Source organism: Succiniclasticum ruminis DSM 9236 (assembly GCF_900112895.1).
Taxonomy (GTDB): domain Bacteria; phylum Bacillota; class Negativicutes; order Acidaminococcales; family Acidaminococcaceae; genus Succiniclasticum; species Succiniclasticum ruminis.
The window spans coordinates 1-19,402 of the sequence record NZ_FONL01000027.1 but is presented as its reverse complement, the minus strand read 5'-3'; the positions used below and the strand labels follow the sequence as shown (position 1 = coordinate 19,402).

Annotated in this window: 20 protein-coding genes and 1 riboswitch; of the genes, 2 read left to right on the top strand and 18 right to left on the bottom strand. The window is 49.7% G+C overall.

Going from position 1 to position 19,402, the window contains the following annotated elements; all coding sequences use genetic code 11:
- The 14 genes from BM159_RS11195 to BM159_RS11130 form a co-directional block, all read right to left on the bottom strand.
- On the bottom strand, positions 1-149 hold a 149-nt coding region (locus BM159_RS11195), incomplete at its 3' end, for a transposase (protein ID WP_177206036.1).
- A gap of 192 nt (positions 150-341) precedes the next feature.
- A riboswitch (SAM riboswitch) is annotated at positions 342-431 on the bottom strand.
- A gap of 188 nt (positions 432-619) precedes the next feature.
- The gene (locus BM159_RS11190) at positions 620-1,180 is read right to left on the bottom strand and encodes a hypothetical protein (RefSeq protein ID WP_093914304.1); all 561 of its coding nucleotides are present in this window, start codon (positions 1,178-1,180) and stop codon (positions 620-622) included.
- 239 nt (positions 1,181-1,419) lie between these two features.
- On the bottom strand, positions 1,420-2,301 hold the full coding sequence (locus tag BM159_RS11185; protein WP_093914303.1) for an ORF6N domain-containing protein: 882 nt from the start codon (positions 2,299-2,301) through the stop codon (positions 1,420-1,422).
- A 221-nt stretch (positions 2,302-2,522) separates the two neighbouring features.
- The gene (locus tag BM159_RS11180) at positions 2,523-3,674 is read right to left on the bottom strand and encodes a macro domain-containing protein (protein WP_093914302.1); all 1,152 of its coding nucleotides are present in this window, start codon (positions 3,672-3,674) and stop codon (positions 2,523-2,525) included.
- Positions 3,671-4,189 (bottom strand): PHP domain-containing protein, encoded by a 519-nt coding sequence (locus BM159_RS11175; protein WP_093914301.1) that lies wholly within the window; start codon positions 4,187-4,189, stop codon positions 3,671-3,673. Before BM159_RS11175 ends, BM159_RS11180 begins: the two co-directional genes overlap by 4 nt.
- A 30-nt stretch (positions 4,190-4,219) precedes the next feature.
- Positions 4,220-4,516 (bottom strand): PHP domain-containing protein, encoded by a 297-nt coding sequence (locus tag BM159_RS11170; RefSeq protein ID WP_093914300.1) that lies wholly within the window; start codon positions 4,514-4,516, stop codon positions 4,220-4,222.
- Between the two features lie 333 nt (positions 4,517-4,849).
- A complete protein-coding gene (locus BM159_RS11165) occupies positions 4,850-5,308 on the bottom strand; it encodes a DIP1984 family protein (protein ID WP_093914299.1) in 459 nt (152 codons plus the stop codon).
- A 348-nt stretch (positions 5,309-5,656) separates the two neighbouring features.
- Entirely contained in the window at positions 5,657-6,358 is a 702-nt protein-coding gene (locus tag BM159_RS11160; RefSeq protein ID WP_093914298.1) for a metallophosphoesterase family protein, read from the bottom strand.
- Positions 6,359-6,472: 114 nt separating this feature from the next.
- On the bottom strand, positions 6,473-7,462 hold the full coding sequence (locus tag BM159_RS11155) for a helix-turn-helix transcriptional regulator (protein WP_093914297.1): 990 nt from the start codon (positions 7,460-7,462) through the stop codon (positions 6,473-6,475).
- Positions 7,463-7,530: 68 nt separating this feature from the next.
- On the bottom strand, positions 7,531-9,012 hold the full coding sequence (locus tag BM159_RS11150; protein WP_093914296.1) for a class I adenylate-forming enzyme family protein: 1,482 nt from the start codon (positions 9,010-9,012) through the stop codon (positions 7,531-7,533).
- Between the two features lie 76 nt (positions 9,013-9,088).
- Entirely contained in the window at positions 9,089-9,889 is an 801-nt protein-coding gene (locus tag BM159_RS11145) for an MBL fold metallo-hydrolase (RefSeq protein ID WP_093914295.1), read from the bottom strand.
- A 225-nt stretch (positions 9,890-10,114) separates the two neighbouring features.
- Positions 10,115-10,417: a hypothetical protein gene (locus tag BM159_RS11140; protein WP_093914294.1), complete on the bottom strand. Its 303-nt coding sequence runs from the start codon at positions 10,415-10,417 to the stop codon at positions 10,115-10,117.
- Positions 10,418-10,552: 135 nt separating this feature from the next.
- Positions 10,553-11,284: a LytR/AlgR family response regulator transcription factor gene (locus BM159_RS11135; RefSeq protein ID WP_093914293.1), complete on the bottom strand. Its 732-nt coding sequence runs from the start codon at positions 11,282-11,284 to the stop codon at positions 10,553-10,555.
- A complete protein-coding gene (locus tag BM159_RS11130) occupies positions 11,281-12,948 on the bottom strand; it encodes a histidine kinase (protein ID WP_093914292.1) in 1,668 nt (555 codons plus the stop codon). The genes BM159_RS11135 and BM159_RS11130 overlap by 4 nt, the downstream gene beginning before the upstream one ends.
- A gap of 306 nt (positions 12,949-13,254) precedes the next feature.
- Here BM159_RS11130 and BM159_RS11125 point away from each other — a divergent pair, with 306 nt between their 5' ends.
- Both BM159_RS11125 and BM159_RS11120 read left to right on the top strand, forming a co-directional pair.
- Complete coding sequence (locus tag BM159_RS11125) at positions 13,255-14,067, top strand: carbon-nitrogen hydrolase family protein (RefSeq protein ID WP_093914291.1); 813 nt, start codon at positions 13,255-13,257, stop codon at positions 14,065-14,067.
- Positions 14,068-14,107: 40 nt separating this feature from the next.
- A complete protein-coding gene (locus tag BM159_RS11120; protein WP_093914290.1) occupies positions 14,108-15,577 on the top strand; it encodes a sodium:solute symporter family protein in 1,470 nt (489 codons plus the stop codon).
- Between the two features lie 105 nt (positions 15,578-15,682).
- On the opposite strand, the gene BM159_RS11115 is transcribed toward BM159_RS11120, so the two are convergent.
- From BM159_RS11115 to BM159_RS11100, 4 genes are all read right to left on the bottom strand, one after another.
- Positions 15,683-15,967, bottom strand: a complete 285-nt coding sequence (locus BM159_RS11115; protein WP_093914289.1) for a hypothetical protein — start codon at positions 15,965-15,967, stop codon at positions 15,683-15,685.
- Positions 15,964-17,232 (bottom strand): lysine 2,3-aminomutase, encoded by a 1,269-nt coding sequence (kamA, locus tag BM159_RS11110; RefSeq protein ID WP_093914288.1) that lies wholly within the window; start codon positions 17,230-17,232, stop codon positions 15,964-15,966. Before kamA ends, BM159_RS11115 begins: the two co-directional genes overlap by 4 nt.
- Positions 17,233-17,432: 200 nt before the next feature.
- Complete coding sequence (locus tag BM159_RS11105; protein WP_177206035.1) at positions 17,433-18,842, bottom strand: anion permease; 1,410 nt, start codon at positions 18,840-18,842, stop codon at positions 17,433-17,435.
- Positions 18,843-19,205: 363 nt separating this feature from the next.
- Positions 19,206-19,402 (bottom strand): transposase (locus BM159_RS11100; RefSeq protein ID WP_177206011.1); only part of this gene is annotated, 197 nt, incomplete at its 5' end.

Here is a 19,402-nt window from a genome sequence, read left to right as displayed (position 1 = left end):
ATTTCTACACCTTTCCATTTGCACAAATCTTTAAGAATCGTTCTGATATCCAAACGCAATTGGTTATAAATGATTTTTCTTCTGTATTTTGGTGTAAATACAATGTGATATTTGCATACCCACTTGGTATGTGCTAAACTATTTGCCATAGGGCAACATCCTTTCTTGTTTTAGTGACGGCTTGAACACTATCATTATACAAGAAGGATGTTGCCCTTTTGCTTAAGCATTAATCCCACCTGCGTAGCAGGTGGTTTTTGAGCCAAATCCCCTTGAGGGATTCGGCTCCCAAGCTAAAGCCATAATAAAAGCCCATCGGAACGATGGGCTGCATTCTCAACATCCCATCATACAAGCTTTAGCACCTTAACCGTTCCGGCCAGGTTGCTGTACGGTCACTGAGCTTGTCTCTCGCGCACTCTTTATGGTCTATTGGGGTTTCGTTTTTGGATCACTGTCAGGTTTTTTCTTCAATCTTTTTTACATGTTTATTATAGCATATTGCACCCAAAAACGCAAGCAATTTTTTAAGTTTTCTTCCTATTATATAGTTTGAAAAATGGAAGGGTGTTTTTGGGGTTATCGAGCTCCAGATCCATCCCTGTTTTTTGTATCCTTTTTATTTCCCGCTCTTCAGATACTCGTTAAACTGTTTTGCCAGTTCTTTCATCGCTTTTTCAAAAGCGGCCCGTTTGGCACGTAAATCACTCGTGTCAGAATCTGCGTTTTGTGTTACGTTGATCATCTTCAGGATTTTATCGGCGCCGCTGGCATCCTTCCCTACCAGAAAGCCTTTAATATTAACCGAAGCCCTGGTTTTATCGTAAGAGCCCCAGCCTATGCGCTGCCTGGTTTTTTCTATGGTTTTCTCGGTAATGAGATAAAGGCATTTATCATAGCCGCTGAACTTTCTGAATTCAAACAAAACCTGCGGCGCTATTTTGCCTTCCTCAAGTTCGCCTTTTTCAAACCAATACTCCTGATATTTGGTTTGGATCTTTGTCCCAAATACAACGTTCGGGCTTTCTTTTAAACAGTCACTGACTTTATTCATATAGTCTTCTGTTTTCATATCCGCGTCTGCAATCAACAAAGCGCAGGTGTCAAACCTTGCCGCAAGCCCCACTGCAGAAAAACTTACCAGGATAAACGTCAACACAGCCATAAACAATTTTTTCATTGGAATCCCTCCCCGAAATGTAGTCAAATATAGTCCTTCACGGCCCGGTACACCTGCTTCCAATGCAGGGACTGCTGTGAAGGACTTTTTTGCGTAACATTTGTTCCCGCTTGCATTATCACTATAGCACATTTATTTATGGTCGTGGTCGCCATGATGGCGACATTTTCAGATGGTTTCCCGGGCCAAGCTCACCTCATCGCTGGTGAAATTCCAAACTGAAACCTCAGGTTATAACTCTACTTGCATTGCGCCAGTTTTTTCATCAGTTCAGGTCCTGCATCTTTCATCAGCGAAACCGCAAAGCATTTCTTCCCCGCATCCTTTAGCGACGCTCCGATATGATAAACGGTCTTCCCGTCCAAAATCAGAAACCGGTCATGAAAAACACTGGTGTATTTTACTTCCAGCTGTGGGTACTGCGCATTAAAAACAGCAACGTCCTGTACTGTCAGTTTTGTCTTTTTGAATGTATAAATTGTCACGGCCACACCGGACTTTTTCTTCGCTAATACGTTCAGCGTACTCACATCCACATATCCGTCTATCAGGATAATTTCCTGATCTGCTTTCTGTATCAACTCTATAAGCAGGCTGAACGCATCATAAATTTGTCCATCAAAAAAGAGTTTCTGGTTTGTTTCTGTGTGTTCGCCAATATACTCAAAAAGCTGGTCAAACTTTTTGTCCGTTTCCAGTTGCTTCAGTTCCACTTTGCTGATCCGGTCAAACAATGCAGCGTTGTTTGCGACGAAGTGGCGCATTTCCCGGAAAGCCCGCATGATAAAAATGCTTTGCGTTTCTGCCAGCTCACCTCTAAGAACAGTAGCTAACATATAAATTCCCTGCTCAGTAAACGCATAAGGAAGAGTTCTGCTCTTAACACTTGTGGTGACATTTTGGCACCGCAAAATATCCATTTCGTTTTGCGTCAATTGAAACATAAAGTCTTTAGGAAATCTTCTTATGTTGCGCTTAACTTGCCGATTAAGGTTTTTAACTTCATACCCGTACAGCTCCGCCAGGTCCTTGTCCAGCATCACCTGTCTCCCCCGGATCATAAATATCCGGCGTTTGATATCGTCAGCTTCCAACGATATTACTTCAGTATCATTATCCATAAATAACCTCCCCGTATAATAAATTAGAACAAGCGTTCGTTGTTATTATAGCACTGAGTTTTGGAAAAGAAAAGACTCTTAACGCAAAAAATACCCCGACGTAATGCCGGGGTGTTTCCTGACTACTGACTATATTCATTTACTTTTTCGTTATTCATTAACTCTTTCGTTCAAAGTCGCATTATGCGGCTTTGACTGTAATCACCATGATGGCGACATTTTCAGATGGTTTCCAGACCCCAGTTTTCTAAAATGCTGTTCACTTCCCATACCGATCGCATATTGTTTTCAATGCAATATGCGATGACAAGATCGACAAGCATACTGCGCGACAGGGCAAAACCCGCCGCGTTCAACAGGTCTTCTGTTTCCTCCGGGTCCAGTTTCAGTGCCAGGGCGAAACGCACTACCGTATATTTTCTGGGGTGGTAATCCGGATCGCTCTGGATTTTGGAAAACAGTTTCCGGTCATAGCCTGCGTCACTGTAAACCCTAGGCGCCGTCATTCCTTTTGCGTCCATGTAACGCAACAGCTTCTTCGTGAAGGGCGCTTCGGGAACAAACTCTTCCCTGTCCGGCATATTCCCGGGTTTAGGCGGTATGCTGCTTATAGAGAACTGTACGCTGGCGCCTTGCGGCACAACGATCATCGTAGCGCCGTCAGGCATCATAATTTCCCGGATACGTTGCGCTTCTTCCGGAAAATAGGGTTTCGCGCCTTCCGCAAGCCGCAGCATTCTTATTCTGTCTTCTTCAAGCTGATGATGCAACTTTACATACTCCGCCACCGTGTTGAACACGGCTGCAGTACTTTCAGCCTGTATGTTACAGCCTGTATCCCGGGCATAAAGCACAAGAAGGATATCCGCCGTAATATTTTTTTCTATAAGGCAATACCGGCATGTATCATACGCAATCTGGAGCGCTTTTCCGGACGGAAAGCCGGAACTGCCGGCAGAAAACACAGGAATCGCAACCTTCCAGCAGTTGTATTTCGCCGCTAATTCCAAAGAACGCAGATAGCAGGCGGCCAGCCATTTTTCTTCCTGTTCTCTGCCGTCCCGCCACAGTGGGGCCACGGTGTGAATAATATAGCGGGCAGGCAGATTGAAAGCGGGCGTCAGCTTCGCTCCGCCTACAGGACAGCGGTCTGTTGTTTCGCAGTACTCTTTTAATTCAGGCCCTGCCGCTGCATGAATGGCATGATTCACGCTGCCGCCGTCTTCCATCTCAAAATTAATGACGTTGACAACCGCATCCGCCTGCAGGGTTGTAACGTCACCAATAATAAAACTCACGCCCATAGCGTCCTCCAAAATCATTGCCGGACAGCAGAAACTGTTGTTGCCGGCAATGCAGGTAACTGTTATCATAACAGCTTAAGCACACTCAGTTTATCTTCTGTTATTATTGCGTCATCCTTATTCAGCATGCCCAGGTGCAGGTGCTTTTTATTCCTGCCATGGTAGTCGCTGCCGCCGCTGATCCGCAGTCCCTGTTCCATCGCTGCCTGCCACAGCATTTCCGATTCTTCCGTCGTGTATTCGGAATAGTAGCATTCCAGTCCCGCGATCCCTGCCTCTTTCAGCGTCTGCAGCTGGGCGGCAAACTGTTCTTTGGTCAGGCGTTTTTCCCCCGTGCCTCCCAGCGGATGCGCCCAGACCGCGATTCCCCCGGCGTTTTTGATTGCCCGGATGGCGCGGGTTGCGTCCACCCTGCCGCTGGGCAGGTTTTTGAAGTAGGTCGCGAAGATATCCACCGGCTCCGCGCCGGGATGCAGCTGCCGCAGTTTCTTTTCCAGCAACAGTTTCAGCTGCAGCTTGCCGGGGTTTTTCAGCTGCGCTTCTTTTTCCTCAGCGGTAAACCGGAAGCCGAACTCCTCTTCCATATAGCGCAGGCGGTTATGGGTTTTGTTGATTCAGACCCCGTAGGCTTCCGCCACAAAGTCCAGGAACTCTTTTTGTTTCAGGTCATAGTTGTAACCGAGGATATGGCATTTTGCCACTTCCGTTTTACAGGAGAGTTCTATCCCTCTGATGAAGCGTATGCCGTCAGGAACTATTTTTTCCATCCGCTGTACGCCTTTGATCGTATCGTGATCGGTCAGCGCGAAGGTCCGGATCCCCAGTTTCTGTATTTTCCGCAGCAGTCCGGGAATCCAGTCCGAACCGTCCGAAGCCTTGGAATGCATGTGCAGGTCAACTTTGGAATTCATCGGCAACACCTCCGTTTACCCTAACTTACTGATTCTCTTCGCCAACGCGGTTTTCCGGTGCCAATGCTGATGTGTCGGAATGAAGTTATGTTAGTGAAATTCCCCTTACACCACCCTCGCCTTACAGTTCATATCCGGTAACGAATGATCACGGTTACGATACGCTCGTACACGATTGGGCCGGTAACGATGAATTAGTAAACGCATGGCCCGGTGCGACATATGGCAAATTTCTTTGCTTGCAACTTCGGCAGTTGCCGCCTGATACGCCCCCTGTAAGGTTACCGTCTGTTCAATTGTTATGTAACAACGCCCTTCCGGGAAACAACTCCTTTATTTTTCCACCAGTTCCGTTTTCCAGTTGGTTTCCTGTAATTTATTATCAAGCTTACGGATCTCCTTCGCCAGGCTGTCTACTGTTTTCTGCAACTCTGCCGCTTTGATGACGGCTTTCACTTTGATTTCCGTTCCTCTGGCCCTGTACGTGTTGTTTCCTGCGGTATAAACCAGTTCTTTATACGCAGAATGTCTGAGTGTTAAAGCATCCTTTCTTGCAATGAGCTCTGTCAGACTCATACCGTCTACCTTAGTATTGCAGTTCGTTTCGTTGATGGATGCCACCAACGTTTCCAGCCGTTCCGTCGAGGAATCCAGCTCGTTCAGCAGATCCATCGGATCTTCTGCCGGCTCTTCCCCTTCCTGTACCAGCAGGCAGTTCTCCAGCCTGCGCCTCAGCTCGCTGATCCGTTTGTTGATGTCCGACCGTTCCTGCAACGCTTCTGCCAGTTTCATGGTTATCTGCCTCCTGTCACAACTTACTGAATCATTTCAACGTTTTCCGTAATTATTATAATTTATTGCCAGCGATGTTGTCAATACTTAATTGTGATTTTATATAATTTATTTTATTTTTATATTATATTTTGCTTAAATTTTATTTTAATCGTTCCTTTAAATATTTTTTCTTTCGACCGATTGCTCCTCCCAATTTGACCTTCCATCTTTATTATAAACAATTACCTGTCCAAAAGTCCTCTCTCGCACAGGCAAAAAGAAACTTTTAAATATAAATTTGAATGCAAAAAGAAACCGGTTTCTTACTTTTTTACATAAAAAAAGCACTTACCTCTTCGGTAAGTGCTAAGTCTGCCAGACTTTCCTGCTTAACACGTCCACGCCGCTCAGTTTGCCGCCGGCCATGTATGCGCCGGTATCGCACATAATGACACGGTTCGACAAAAACAGCGGCTTCACGCTTCTCGTCCCTTTTTTTATCTTTTGTATGGGCGTGTGCCCGGTCACGATGGTTTCCGCGCCCTTATACTGTTCCCACCACTTACGGCGCCGCCAGAGCATGTCATATTCATTCTGCACAGACAGCGGCACATCCGGGTCAACGCCGGCGTGGCAGAAGAAAAACTCCTGATACTGATACTTAACCGGAAGATCCGTAACCCATGCAAGCAGTTCTTCCCGTTTCTTTGCGTCTGTTTCCTTCAGCTGCTGCAGCGTCTGGAAACCGCCGTTCTCCAGCCAGGACTCCGAGTAATCGCCGATCAGGGTATTATAGATGCCCCGCTTCTCTATAAGGTAGGAAGAAAGCATCACCTCGTGATTCCCCAGCAGGCAGATGACGGAATCCGGGTTCCGGTGCTGCAGGTCATACACGTACTGCAGGCAGCTGACAGAATCCGGGCCGCGGTCGATATAGTCCCCAAGGAAAACCAGCAGGTCTTCTTCCGGGTCAAAGCTGATTTTTTCCATCAGCGCTGTTAACTTTTCATACATGCCGTGGATGTCGCCGATGGCGATCACCCTGGCATAACCGAATAAATCTTTCATAACCTGTTAGATGTACATTAACTAATAATCACTGAAATTAATCTCTGACCGGTTTCCTTTTCCCGCTTCAGTCTTCATATATTCGGCTTATCAGGCCGGTTTCCTTTTTTCAATTCAATTTTCATACATTTGGCTTATCAGCCTGATTTCTTCTTTCATCCGGGCCACGACTTTGTCCGGCCCGATAATTTTCACGCCGTCTCCCAGCGCCATGATCCAGCCCAGGAACTGGCTGCTCACCGCTACCACCACAGATGTGCGGAAATGGTCTGCGTCCACCGGTTTGACGGGAATGTCCTTGCCGAAGCGGTCCAGCAGGATCCCCACCATGCCGTTTTCCGCCTCCAGCGTAACTTTAACCTCTTCGCCTCCGAACATGCCGAACAGGCTCTTCGTGTACCGGGGCATATTGAAAGCCCTGAACTGTTCCTTTCCTTCCCGCTTCCTGTCCGCCACGGAGATCCGCCACATTTTGTCCACGCGGTAGTGCTTGATCTTTCCGTCTTCCGCGTCGTAGCCTACCAGATAGTAGTTCTCGTCGTCCCACATCAGCGCCCAGGGGCTGACCTGATACCAGGCGCCGTCCTTGCGCAGCTCCATTTCCTTATTTATGTTCCACCGGAAATATTTGAACCGGATCTGGCGGTCCGTCCCGATGGCCTCGTGCAGCTTGTCTACATTATAGTAGATGCTTTCGTTCATGGCCTTGATGCGCCCGGAAATAATGACCTGCCGCTGGAGTTTCCGGGCCTCATACTTGCTCACCATGCCTTCCAGTTTTTTTATCAGCGCGTTGGATTTTTTGTCCGTGATGAACTTGGCCGACTGCACGGAGTCCACCAGCAGTTTCAGCTCGGGCAGTTCAAACCTGCGGTTGCCCATATGGTAATAAAAATTCCGCCGGGCCTGCTGGCCGATAATATCAAAACCGAAATCACGCAGCAGCTCGAAATCCTGATACAGCGTCTTCCGCTCCGCGCTTACCCCGTAGGCGTCCAGTTTTTCCGCAATCTGGGGAAGGGTAAGGGCGTGTTGGTCGTCCGTATCTTCGGTAAATATTTTTATGAGGTACAACAGTTTCAGCTTCTGTTTATTTCCAGCCATCGGTATCCACCTCATTGATCATTCAGGAGCCAGCCGTAAACCGCTCTGCCGCCGTCAGCGCCAAAAAATTATTTCCGGTTGATCAGATCCTCCACCGCCTGCTGCCGCAGCACCTTTTTCAATACTTTGCCCGTATTGTTCCGGGGCAGCTGCTCGCAGAAAATATATTCCTTGGGAACTTTGTAGGCGGCGATCCGGGAAAGCAGATATTTACGGATCATCCGCTTGTCTCTTATGCCGCCGTCTTCCGGCACAATGTAGGCGCAGATCGCCTGCCCGCGCAGTTTGTCCGGGATGCCGATGACCGCTGCCTCTTTTACGTCTGGATGGGTCATCAGCGCTTCTTCCACCTCACGGGGATAGACGTTTTCGCCGCTGCTGATGATCATGTCTTTCAGCCGGTCCACGATGAACAGCATCCCGTCTTCATCCTTGTACGCCAGGTCTTCCGTATGCAGCCAGCCGTCGCGCAGCGCGTAGGCCGTTTCTTTGGGGCGGTTCCAGTAACCGATCATAAGATTGTGCCCCTGTACGCAGAGTTCCCCCACTTCGCCCACCGGAACCTCGTTGAAGTTCTCGTCCACCAGCTTCACCCTGACGTTAGGGAGCGGTTCCCCGATGGAGCCCTGTTTCGTTTTGTTCCTGCGGCTGCAGGTCACCACCGGCGACGCTTCCGACAAACCGTAGCCCTCATGCACGTGCTGGCCGAATTTTTCCGCGAAGGTATCGTACAGGTTGCGGGACAGGGCGGCCCCGCCGCTGATAAAGTAGCTGAAGTGCGCCAGGTCTTCCGGCTGCGCCCCTTTCACGAACATCTGGTACATGGTCGGCACGCCGAACATGGAGTTGATCTTATATTTTTTGATCAGGTTCATGGACTCGCCAAACTGGTACGTCTCCTGCACCACCATGGTCGCGCCCAGGTACAGGTTCATCACGATCGAGCAGTTCCAGCCGAAGCCGTGATACATGGGCAGCACGCACAGACCCACGTCGTTTTCGCTGACCGGGATGATGGCCATGAAATCTTCCGTATTGTGCACCACGTTCCCCTGGCTCAGCATCGCCCCTTTGGGCCGCCCGGTGGTGCCGGACGTATAAATGATAACCGCAGGATCCGATTCCTTCATATCATATTCGATGAGTTTCGCCCCCAGTGGCGCCGCCATCTCGTCAAAGGTAATCTGCTTTAATTCCTTTTCCCAGCCCAGATCCTGCAGGGCCTGCCCGATATCCAGCTTCGATCGGGTGATCAGGATTTCCATCCCCGTGTCCTGGACGATATACGCCACCTCCGGCGCAATCAGCTGGAAATTGAAAGGCACTACGATGCCGCCGGCTTTGACAATGGCAAAATAGGCTGCCACAAAGTCCGGGGAATTTTTACTGAACAGCCCGACCCGGTCGCCCCGCTTCACCCCCAGGGACTGTAAAAACACTGCCCAGTCCAGCACTTTTTTCCGGAATTCACCATAGGTCGTAAACTGATCCTTGAAAATGAATGCTGTTTTCTCTGCGGGATGTTTCTGGAACACATCATTCAGTAACATTCAGAACCCTTCTTTCTGCGCTGTAACGCATTACACTGCGCCGCAGCGCGTTTCAAGTTTTTTGAACCGCGACAGATCAATATTCCTCGTATCCTGCGCCGGCCTTCTTCAGTTTAAGCATTCCCGGGAAGGGAACGTGCATGCCGGCCATGGGAATACGCTTTTCGCAGGCATAGTCAAAGATCCGTTTACGGGCCTGTACGGCCTTGGCCGGATCCACATCATATTTCACCGCTACTTCGGGAAGCGGGAGCTGGATACGGGAGAAGTGGATAAGGTCGCCGATCACCAGCAGCTTATCCTTGCCGCTTTTCAGTAGAAAGGAAACATGGCCCGGCGTGTGCCCGCTGGTGTCCAGCGCCTTTACCCCCGGCATCACCTTGTCACCGGGCTCGAACACCTGAACCCGGCCGGCGTACTGCGCAAGGGCGCGGATCACATTCGGATCCTTCTTTTCATCCACCCAGTAGGCTCGCTCTGCCCGGCTGACATAAACTTCCGCGTTCGGGAAAGCGGCTTTGCCGTCCGCATCTACCAGTCCGCCGTAATGGTCCCGGTGCAGATGGGTCAGCAGAATCGTCTTAACATCGCCGGCAGCCAGGCCGTTTTTCTTCAGTTCTTCCGCGATATGACCGTCCGGCAGGCCGGCATCAAACAGAATCTCGCGGCCTTTTATCTTCACGAGAAACGCCAGCACGTTCCCGCTCATCTTTCCGTCCGGGAAGTATCTGGCTTTCTGTTCCGCGTCCACCCCGACGAGTATGGACGTGTCCGGATTCGATTTCCTGTCGAAAAGGGTGGTTGTTTCAATTCCGCCCGCCCAGGCGGAGGAGGATACGACTAAAGAAAGTAATAAAACCGCCAGGAACTTTTTCATGGGTACCCCTCCTTAATCAATTACAAACTGCGCCGGATTATCCGCAGGGAAATGCGTTGTCCTTATTTCGTCTGCAATATTCTTTTGTTTTATTATAACAAAACAGCCGCAGAAAAATCTACGGCTGCCAGCGCAAACAAACATTAAATTGTTACTATATACCAGGCCCGGACACGCAGAAATGGTACGAAAGTATGATTACTCTTTCAAAAAGCCTTACCCGTTTCAGATCGTCATGCCGTTTTCCCAGTTGACTTTGATTTCCTGGATGTCAAGGGTGTAAATTCCGTATTCGTTCAGATATTTTTCTTCGATTTCGTCCATTTCTTTTCCGAAAAGGATCGGATCTTTGTTGACTTCCTGGCCGAACGAAGCAATGTTATAGTATTTTTTGAGGATCTTACGTAATACGGCAGGCACTTCTTCCGGCTTTGTGATGGTTTCGTCCACGCCAAAGATGATGCTGTCCTGCAGCACGTCGTCATCCATGGAATTAATTTCGATAGCCTTGATTTCTACGTATTTCATGTTATCCCTCTTTTCTGACGAACCCCGGGGCCCGTCGGTATCATTAACTGTCGGAACGTATTGCTCTTCAACAATTAAATAATACCATTTACATAAAAATGTTTCAAGCAAAACAGGGAATTGGGAAGGCGCGGATTACAGATTTACATATTTTTTAAATTCCTGTATGTAATGCCGGGAAACGGGAATATCTTTCTGGGAACAGTTTTCCAGCGTCAGCACAAACGTATCGTTAAACCACGGGACCACTTCCCTGACTTTGTTGATATTCACGATATAACATTTATGGGTGCGGAGGAAGCCGTGCCCCGTGAGTTTTTGTTCCAGTTCTTTTAACGGCGTGTTGATCTCAAAGACGCCTTTCTCCGAAAATACCAGGATGCGCTGCTGTTCGGATTTGATCAGGCTGATTTCCGTTTCCGCGTTCAGCAGGATCATTTTTTCGTTGTACCAGATAGGGAATTTTAATTGCTGCGCTGAGGGTTTTTTCTCTGAAAGCTGCCGTTTCAGATTCCGGTAACGCATGATCGACGCAAGGATCCGCTCCTGCGTATACGGTTTAAGAATATAATCCAGGGCATTCAGTTCGAAGGCGGTAACCGCGAACTGGTCAAACCCTGTGGCAAACACGATTTCAGGCGGATTCTTGATGGTCGATTTAATGATTTTCGCTGTCTCGATCCCGTTGATCTGGGGCATCTCGATGTCCAGATAAATCAGATCCGCCGTATCCTTCTGCAGGAAATCCAGCGCTTCCTGCCCCAGAGAGCATTCCGCGACGATCTCCACATCTTTGATATTCAGAAGGAGGGACGCCAGTTCCTGCCGGGTTGGGAATTCATCATCTACTACTATTATTCTGATCATTGCGTACTGATCACCTCCTGGACCGGGATTCTCATGGAAACTATGGTTCCTTTATTTACGCGGCTGAATATGCGCAGCCTGTTTTTACTGCCGTATAATGTGTTCAGCCGTTTGTTGACATTCGACAGGCCGATGGATTTCTTGGGCACGGAATCATCCAGTATGGTGGCCAGTTTTTCCCTGGCGATTCCCATACCGTCGTCAATCACGGTGATACGGAAATAGGAAGGCTTCTCGTCGATCCGTATGGTGATCTTGCCTCCGGAAATTTTCGGATAGAGACCGTGTTTGATGGCATTCTCCACAAGGGGCTGCAGGATCAGCGCCGGCAGCATGAACGAATTTTCCGTGTTCAGTTCATAATCCACCTGGAGGCGTTCCCTGAAACGCGCCTGTTCCAGATGGATATAGGCGCCGATGTGCTGGAGTTCTTCCCGGATGGTGATCATGGTATCCGCATCCGCCAGGTTTTTGCGGTAATAATTGGCCAGATCGTTGATCAGCGTTTTCGCGGTCTGGGGCTGCTGCGTGCAGTAATAACTGATCGTGCTCAGCGCGTTAAACAGGAAATGCGGATTAATCTGTGACTGCAGCGCCTTGATTTCCGCCTGCTGCAGCAGATCGGCTTTTTCTTTGATGTTATGGAACGCCAGCTGTGTCGAGATCATGGTCCCGATACCGTTGATCAGCGTTTCTTCCATCGGCGAGACCCGGTTATCCATAATATGGCCGGCGCAAAGGTAGCCGAACTTTCTCTTATCGTCGTAGAGCGGCACCGTCAGGCAGGCCCGGATTACATCCAGCTTTTCGGTGGGGATGGAGAAATCGCTTTTAAAAAGTTTTGCGAAATCGTTTTTCAAAAACGTGACAAAGGGCCCTTCTGTACGGTACGACGTGAAACCCAGAATATCATCCATGGAAGTAATGGCCACAAAGTCGAAGGTTTCCGAATCCTTGATAATAATATCGACGGTCTCGGAAGCGCTTTTTTTATCCAGGCCGTCCTGCAAAAAGGACAGGGTGCTGTTCGTGATCTTTAACGCGATTTTCGCGCTGATTCCTTCAAATTTTTCCTGCTGGTTGTAATAATCTTCCAGAAGACCGATAAAGGAACCCGTGCCCACCGTTACGGAAAAAAGGAGGGGGAAAATAGCATCTTCCAGCGTGAAGGGGTACGGCAGAAGATCAGGAGGGAACACTGCCAAAAGCGCAAGATAGACAGAAGTTAATGTGTAAGCAATCGCGCCTGCGTGCACAAAATTATAATTCTGCTTTTGCAGCCATTTGGACAACATGCCTGCAATTATGCCTTCCGCTACCGTCAGGACGATGGAAAGCACAACGGGAGGCTTAATCAGCACGATAGAAACCAGAGAAAGGATACAGGCTGTCGCCACACCTGCAGCCGGCCCGCCGATCAGTCCGGCTGAAATTACGTAGGTGCTGTGGTTGTTTACCACAATGGTCGGAAGCAGCGTGCCGCAAAATAAATCCAGCCCGCCGAAAAAGGAAAAGAACAACACAAGCTTTACCTTACTCCGGACCTTCTCATGCAGCGTGTTAATGGTTTCCCTTAGAATCGCCGTGCGGCATAAAATCGAAAACAGGATCAGGACCACGAAGATCCGGGCGCACAGATTTGTCAGTATACTATACCAGGCCATAATACCACCATTACAATTATTTTAACCGGAAAATCGAATGCTCTTTCCGGATTGCTGAAACATCAGTAACCATCGGCAAAAGACAATCTTTTTTCAAAACTATCATATCGTCTGGCCGTTTTTTGCGCAAGTATTTTAATTCCGTATACCGCACAAAAACCTGTTTATTTGTCAACAAAAGTTGCAAAATGAAAAATAAATCAAAAAGATGTTAATATAAAATTGTCAAAAACACACATATGTGTTTTATTGAACCTTGCAAGAGGGTGTTCGTGCAAACTATTTTAAGCAACAGGAGGCGATAGTATGAAAATCAAAGTAGCTGCAATCCAGATGAACTGCGAACTCGCTAATGTGGACGCGAATCTTGCCAAAGCCGAAGCATTATTGAAAGAAGCAGTAGAAAAAGGAGCGAAATGGGTCATCTTCCCTGAGTTGTTTAATACGGCTTACTGGATACCGAAACAGGACGTGGAACTGGCGGAAGATATTCCGGATGGCCGTACAACCCAGTGGATGATTGAACAGGCCAAAAAGTACCAGATTCTGGTTTCCGGATGCATTCTGGCAACCACCCCCAACAAGGGCATCATCACCGACACCGCCCTCACCGTTAACGAAAACGGCGTAATGGGCACCTACGACAAAGTACATCTCTGGGACAATGAAGAGCTCCGTTTCCAGAACGGCTGCAAAGTTCCCGCCCCCATCAACTACGGCGACCTGCATATCGGCATGCAGATCTGCTATGAAATCGGTTTCCCAGACATTTCCCGCCTGATGGTTCTGAAAGGCGCCAACGTGATCATCTATCCGGCAGCCTTCGGCCGCGCCCGTTACTATGTATGGGATATCCAGTCCAAAGCCCGGGCTCTGGAAAACGGTATCTATGTAATCGCCGTGAACCGGGCCGGTGTGGACGACAACACCGTATTCCTGGGCGGCCATTCCCGTATCGTAGCGCCGAACGGAGAGGTTCTCTGCGAAGCCGGCCGGGATGAAGACGCTGTCCTCGTGGCGGAAATCGACATCGATAAATGCACCGAGGCAAGGCGCACCGTTCCGTATCTGCGCGACCTGAACAAAGCACTGGTTAAATCCGAGTGGGAAAAAATCTGATATAAGGCAGTAAAAAATACTCAGTAAAGGAGGAAACACCATGTCACTGAATACATGGATGATATGCGGTCTGGCACTCTATGTGTGCTTTGTAATTTACGTAGGCTTTCTGGGCGCCAAAAAGATCAAAGGCTTAAGCGACTTCGCGGTAGCCGGCGAATCAATGGGCCCGATTCCTCTGGGACTTGCCTTCGCGGCTTCGTTCTTCTCCGCCGCGACATTTATGGGTTATGTAGGTTTCTGTTATGCCTGGGGCTCCACCGGCATGTGGATCTTCCTTGCCATCTTCTGCGCTTCAACCCTGGGCTTCATCTTGCTTGCCAAGGGCGTCCGCAACAGTAACGTGGAACTGAAGTCCATCTCCATGGCGGACTGGCTGGCGAAACGTTACAACAGCGACGTGCTGAGAGGTCTGTGCTCCATCGTTTTCATTATCCAGATATTCTACATCGCCGGTCAGTTCTCCGCAGGCGGCTCTCTGCTTTCGGGAATGATTGACGGCCTGGATTACACCACGGCCATCATCGGCGTCACCATCATCACCGTATTATACGTAACCGTAGGCGGCCTCTTCGCCGACGTTTACACCAGTATCGGGCAGATGTGTCTGATGATTTTCGCAGGCGTGTTCGTATTCGTCTCCGGCCTGATGCTCTTCAAGGGCGGCCTGACGGAGGTGTCCGACATCCTTGCGGCCCAGAATCCTTACTTCGTTACCGTAACCAACCCCGGCGCGCTGCACATGTACAGTTACGCCACCATCTTCGGCGTAATGTTCATCGAATTCGCGTTTGCGGGCCAGCCCCAGCTGCTGAACAAGATCATGGCGTTAAAGAACCCGAAAGATATGTCCAAGATGATCTGGACCTGGATATTCGCTTCCTTCTGCTGCCTGCTGGTTATGTTCGGCGGCCTATACATGCGGGCTATCAATCCGTCCCTTAAGGTTGCGGACAACGCGGTTATCGAATATGTAAAATTGTTCCATCCGGTTATCAGTACCATCCTGTCGGTTGCCATCGTCGCGGCGCTGATGTCCACCGCCTGCGGCCTGATCCTGGTTATCACCACCTGCATCAGCAACGACCTGTTCCTGAAGACTCTCGTAAAACATGGGATCATTAACATGGAAGAAGAAAAGGCGGAACGTTTCGCCTACGGCCTGACAAAAATCCTGCCGGCCATTATCGGCGCGATTTCACTGTACCTCGTCTTCAATCCGCCTCCGTTCATGGGCGTTATGGTCTGGATCGGTATCTCCGGTGTATCCGCGGCTACCCTGGCTCCCCTGATCTTCGCCCTGTTCCTGCCGAAGATCGCCAACTCCAAAGCTGCCATCATCGGCGCTATCGTCGGCGAAGGCGTTTACTTCTACCTGTACCTCATCGCCCACATTGAACGCAGCGTTATGGCTGCCGGCGCCTGGGGCGTATTAGTCAGCTTCGTAGTCATGTTTGTGCTGGGCAACCTCTGGAAGAGCGACCTGCCGGAAGCACAGGCCCAGAAATAAAGGAGGGTGATCTGCTATGTTGTGGCATAATCCGATGCTAACGGTCTGGCTGGGCATCAGCATATTTACCGTTGTGATTTCGTATGTTCTCCTGAAAAAGTGGTACTAAAATAAATAAAAGCCATCTGCCTGCAATATGGCAGATGGTTTTTTTGATGGAAAGAGATTAAAAAGCAAAGGCAAAAGCAAAACATCGGGACCGATTGCGTAATTTCGTGAGATGAAATTCGCCGTCGTGGCGAGACTGTCTGAGAGGCGAAGCCTCGAGTTTCGAAGCCACAGGCGAATGAGTCCATGAAATAGCAATCGTTCCCGGTTTTGCGGGCCTTTGCTTTTTTCTGTCTTCAGCAAAAAACTCTCCGCCATTCCTGACGGAGAGTTTTTAATCATTTTTTACTCCAGCTCTCTTTGCGTTCCCTGCGCAGCATCCTGTCGGGATCCAGGTGTTTCTGTTCAACGCCAGACGCGAGTTCCGCCACACCGGTCAGCGGGTTCAGCGGCTTCTTCTTGCCTTCGCATACCGGGCAGTGGCATTCGTTCTTGTAGTTTTCCGGTTCCGTGTAGGTCGTGATTACGCCTTCGTAATTCCGCAGGATCACTTTCCGCGGCGTCTGGGAAATCAGGTAGTTCGGCATAACAGGTGTTTTTCCGCCGCCACCGGGGGCATCCACCACAAAGGTCGGGATGCAGAAGCCGGAGGTATGGCCGCGCAGCGCTTCCATGATTTCAATCCCTTTGGAAACCGGAGTCCGGAAATGGCTCAGGCCCAGGCTCGGATCGCAATTGTAAATATAGTACGGACGTACCCGGGCGCGCACCAGGGCGTTAACGAGTTCTTTCATAACATGCACGCAGTCGTTCACACCGGCCAGCAATACGCTCTGGTTCCCCAGGGGGATACCGGCGTCGGCAAGGCGGGCGCAGGCCTGACGGGCTTCGTCGGTCAGTTCGTTGGGATGGTTAAAGTGGGTGTTGCACCACACCGGATGATATTTTTTGATCATGTTGCACAGTTCCGGCGTGATTCTTTGCGGGCAGACAACCGGCGTCCGGGTGCCGAAACGGATGATCTCCACGTGTTCGATGGCCCGTAATTCCGACATGACTTTTTCCAGTACCGCATCGCTGAGCATCAGCGCGTCGCCGCCGGAAATAAGCACGTCACGGATATGTTCATTATTTCTGATGTATTCAATTCCCCGCATGATTTGTTCCATGGGAACGTTCTGGTCATGCTGCCCCGCGAATCTTCTTCTGGTGCAGTGACGGCAGTACATGGAACACTGGTCCGTTACCAGGAGCAGAACCCGGTCCGGATAACGGTGGGTCACGCCCGGAACGGGGCTGAACTCATCTTCGGCCAGGGGGTCCGCGTCTTCATAGGGCGCGAAATTCAATTCATTCGCAGTGGGAATCGCCTGTTTCCTGACAGGGTCATAAGGATTGTCAAGATCAATCAGCGAAAGATAATAAGGGGTCACCGCCATTCTGAGCCGCCCCAGGGTCGCTTCGATCCCGTTGCGCTCTTCCTCGGTCAGTACAATGCCGTAGTCCTCCAGATCCTTTACGGTTGTGGCCCGGTGAATGACCTGCCAGCGCCAGTCGTTCCAGTCCGACTCGGCGACGTCTGCAAACAGTCCGTTTCTTGTCTTCATTGTTTCCCCTCCAGATTACGTTAGGTTAAAAATAGTTACCACTATTATACAGGCGAATTTAAAAATAATCTACTGCTTTTTTATATAAAAAGCGGCCCCGGAAGGGAGCCGCTCTTCTTATGTTGTAACTTTTGCGCTTTTTAAACTGTTAAGCTGTTACCAGACTGCGCCAACGTTACGGTACAATCGGTCTGTACCGCTTACCAGAGACCAACCATCTTCCACCACATCGGGCCAATACCCAGGAAGCAGATCAGGAACAGGATGGAGCAGATGAAACCAACTTTCCACCATTCCGGCTGGGTAATGTAACCGGAGCCGAAGTAAATGGGAGCCGGGCCGGTTGCGTAATGGGTTAAGCAACCCATGATACCGGTTTCAACGCCCAGCGCGATAGCGGAAAGCATCGGGGGAGCGCCTGCGGCAACTGCCACTGCCAGGAACGCGGCGTATACTGCGCTGACGTGTGCGGACAGGGACGCGAATGCGTAATGCACATACATGTTAATGAGACACAGAATGAGCAAGGTGGTCATGGGATCGATTCCCTTCAGGCTTCCGGAGATGCCCGTTGCAATCCATTTTACGAAGCCCAGTTTTGCCAGGCCGGTAGCCAGGCTCATCAGACCGCCCATCCATACCAGCGTATCCCACGCGCCTTTTTCGGTGATGATATCATTCCATTCCAGCGCGCCGCGCACCAGCATGAAACCGATGCAGACCAGGGCGATCATGGTCGCGTTCAGACCGGTGAAGGAAGTGGTAGCCCACATGGCAAGCGCTGCCAGGAACGCAATCAGCACGGTGGTTTCCGCGCCGCTCATGGGACCCATCTTCTGCAGTTCGTCTTTGGCCAGCTGCGGAGCTTCCGGTGTCTGGGTCAGTTCCGGGGTGGCTAATTTATAAACCAGATACGGAGTGATAATCAGGGCGATAATACCGGGGAGAATGGTGGCCAGCGCGTAAGTGCCCCACGTGATGTCCAGCCCGGTCACGTCTTTGGCCAGCTTCGCTACCAGCAGGTTCGGCGCCACAGAGGTCAGGAACAGAGATGAAGTGATGCAGTCGCATTCGAAAGTAGAGAGCATCAGATAGTTGCCGATCTTCTTGCGGGTGCCGTCATCCGGTTCCGACTGGAACGCGGTGCAGAGGGACCGTACGATAGGATACAGGATGCCGCCGCCACGGGCCGTATTGGACGGGGTCGCCGGCGAAACGATAAAGTCGGTGATAGCCAGTGAGTAACCAAGTTTCAAAGAGCTTGTGGCAATCTGTGACATGATGACATACGCGATACGACGGCCCAGGCCGGTTTTAATGAAGCCTTTGGCAAACATGTACGCGCCAACGATCAGCCAGATAGTCGCATTACCGAAGCCGGACAGGGCTTCGCCCGGTTTCAGTACTTTCAGGAACCCGGTGAGACCTACCGCAATCAGCGCTACGCCGCCGATCGGAATGGGATGCAGGATAAAGCCGATGATGGTCGCCACAAAGATAGCGAACATGTGCCAGGCTTCCGGCTTCAGGCCAGCCGGTACCGGCAGGAACCAGAGTACGATACCCACCAGAACGGTGAACATACCCTTTTGAAAGTTAGACTTTAACATGATAACTATCCCCCTTTAATTTCCAAAATCCTGAAAGGAAATGTACGGAGCGCCGTTACAATAAACGCTCTTTTGAATCCTTTGCATCTATTATAACTGTAAATACAATAATAGCAAAGACTATTTTGGTTTATTGTATGTTTTTTGTGTTTTGTAGTCAATTTTTGTATAGTTTTTACGGTTTTTACCTGAATTATAGTAATAATGATTTGTGCAGCGCCGGATATACATTACGCTTTTCCTGCTGTAAAAAAATCGCTTCCACCCCTTCAAGGGGTGGTTCGCTTAGCCCTATAAGGGCCCAACACAGGCCAGCGCCTAAATGACGCTGGCTTTCACTTTGTTCAAGCCGCAGTGGTATGACTACTTGCTACCCTTAAAAGGGTCTTCGTATTCTTTACTGAATAACGAATCTTCCATTTGATCCATCTTATCCTGTTCCCGGATATATTTCTGTATGGTTTGCGCATTCAGCCCTACCGTACTAACGTAATATCCGGTTGCCCAGAATTTTCGATTTCCAAATTTATATTTCAGATTCGCATGTCGTTCAAATATCA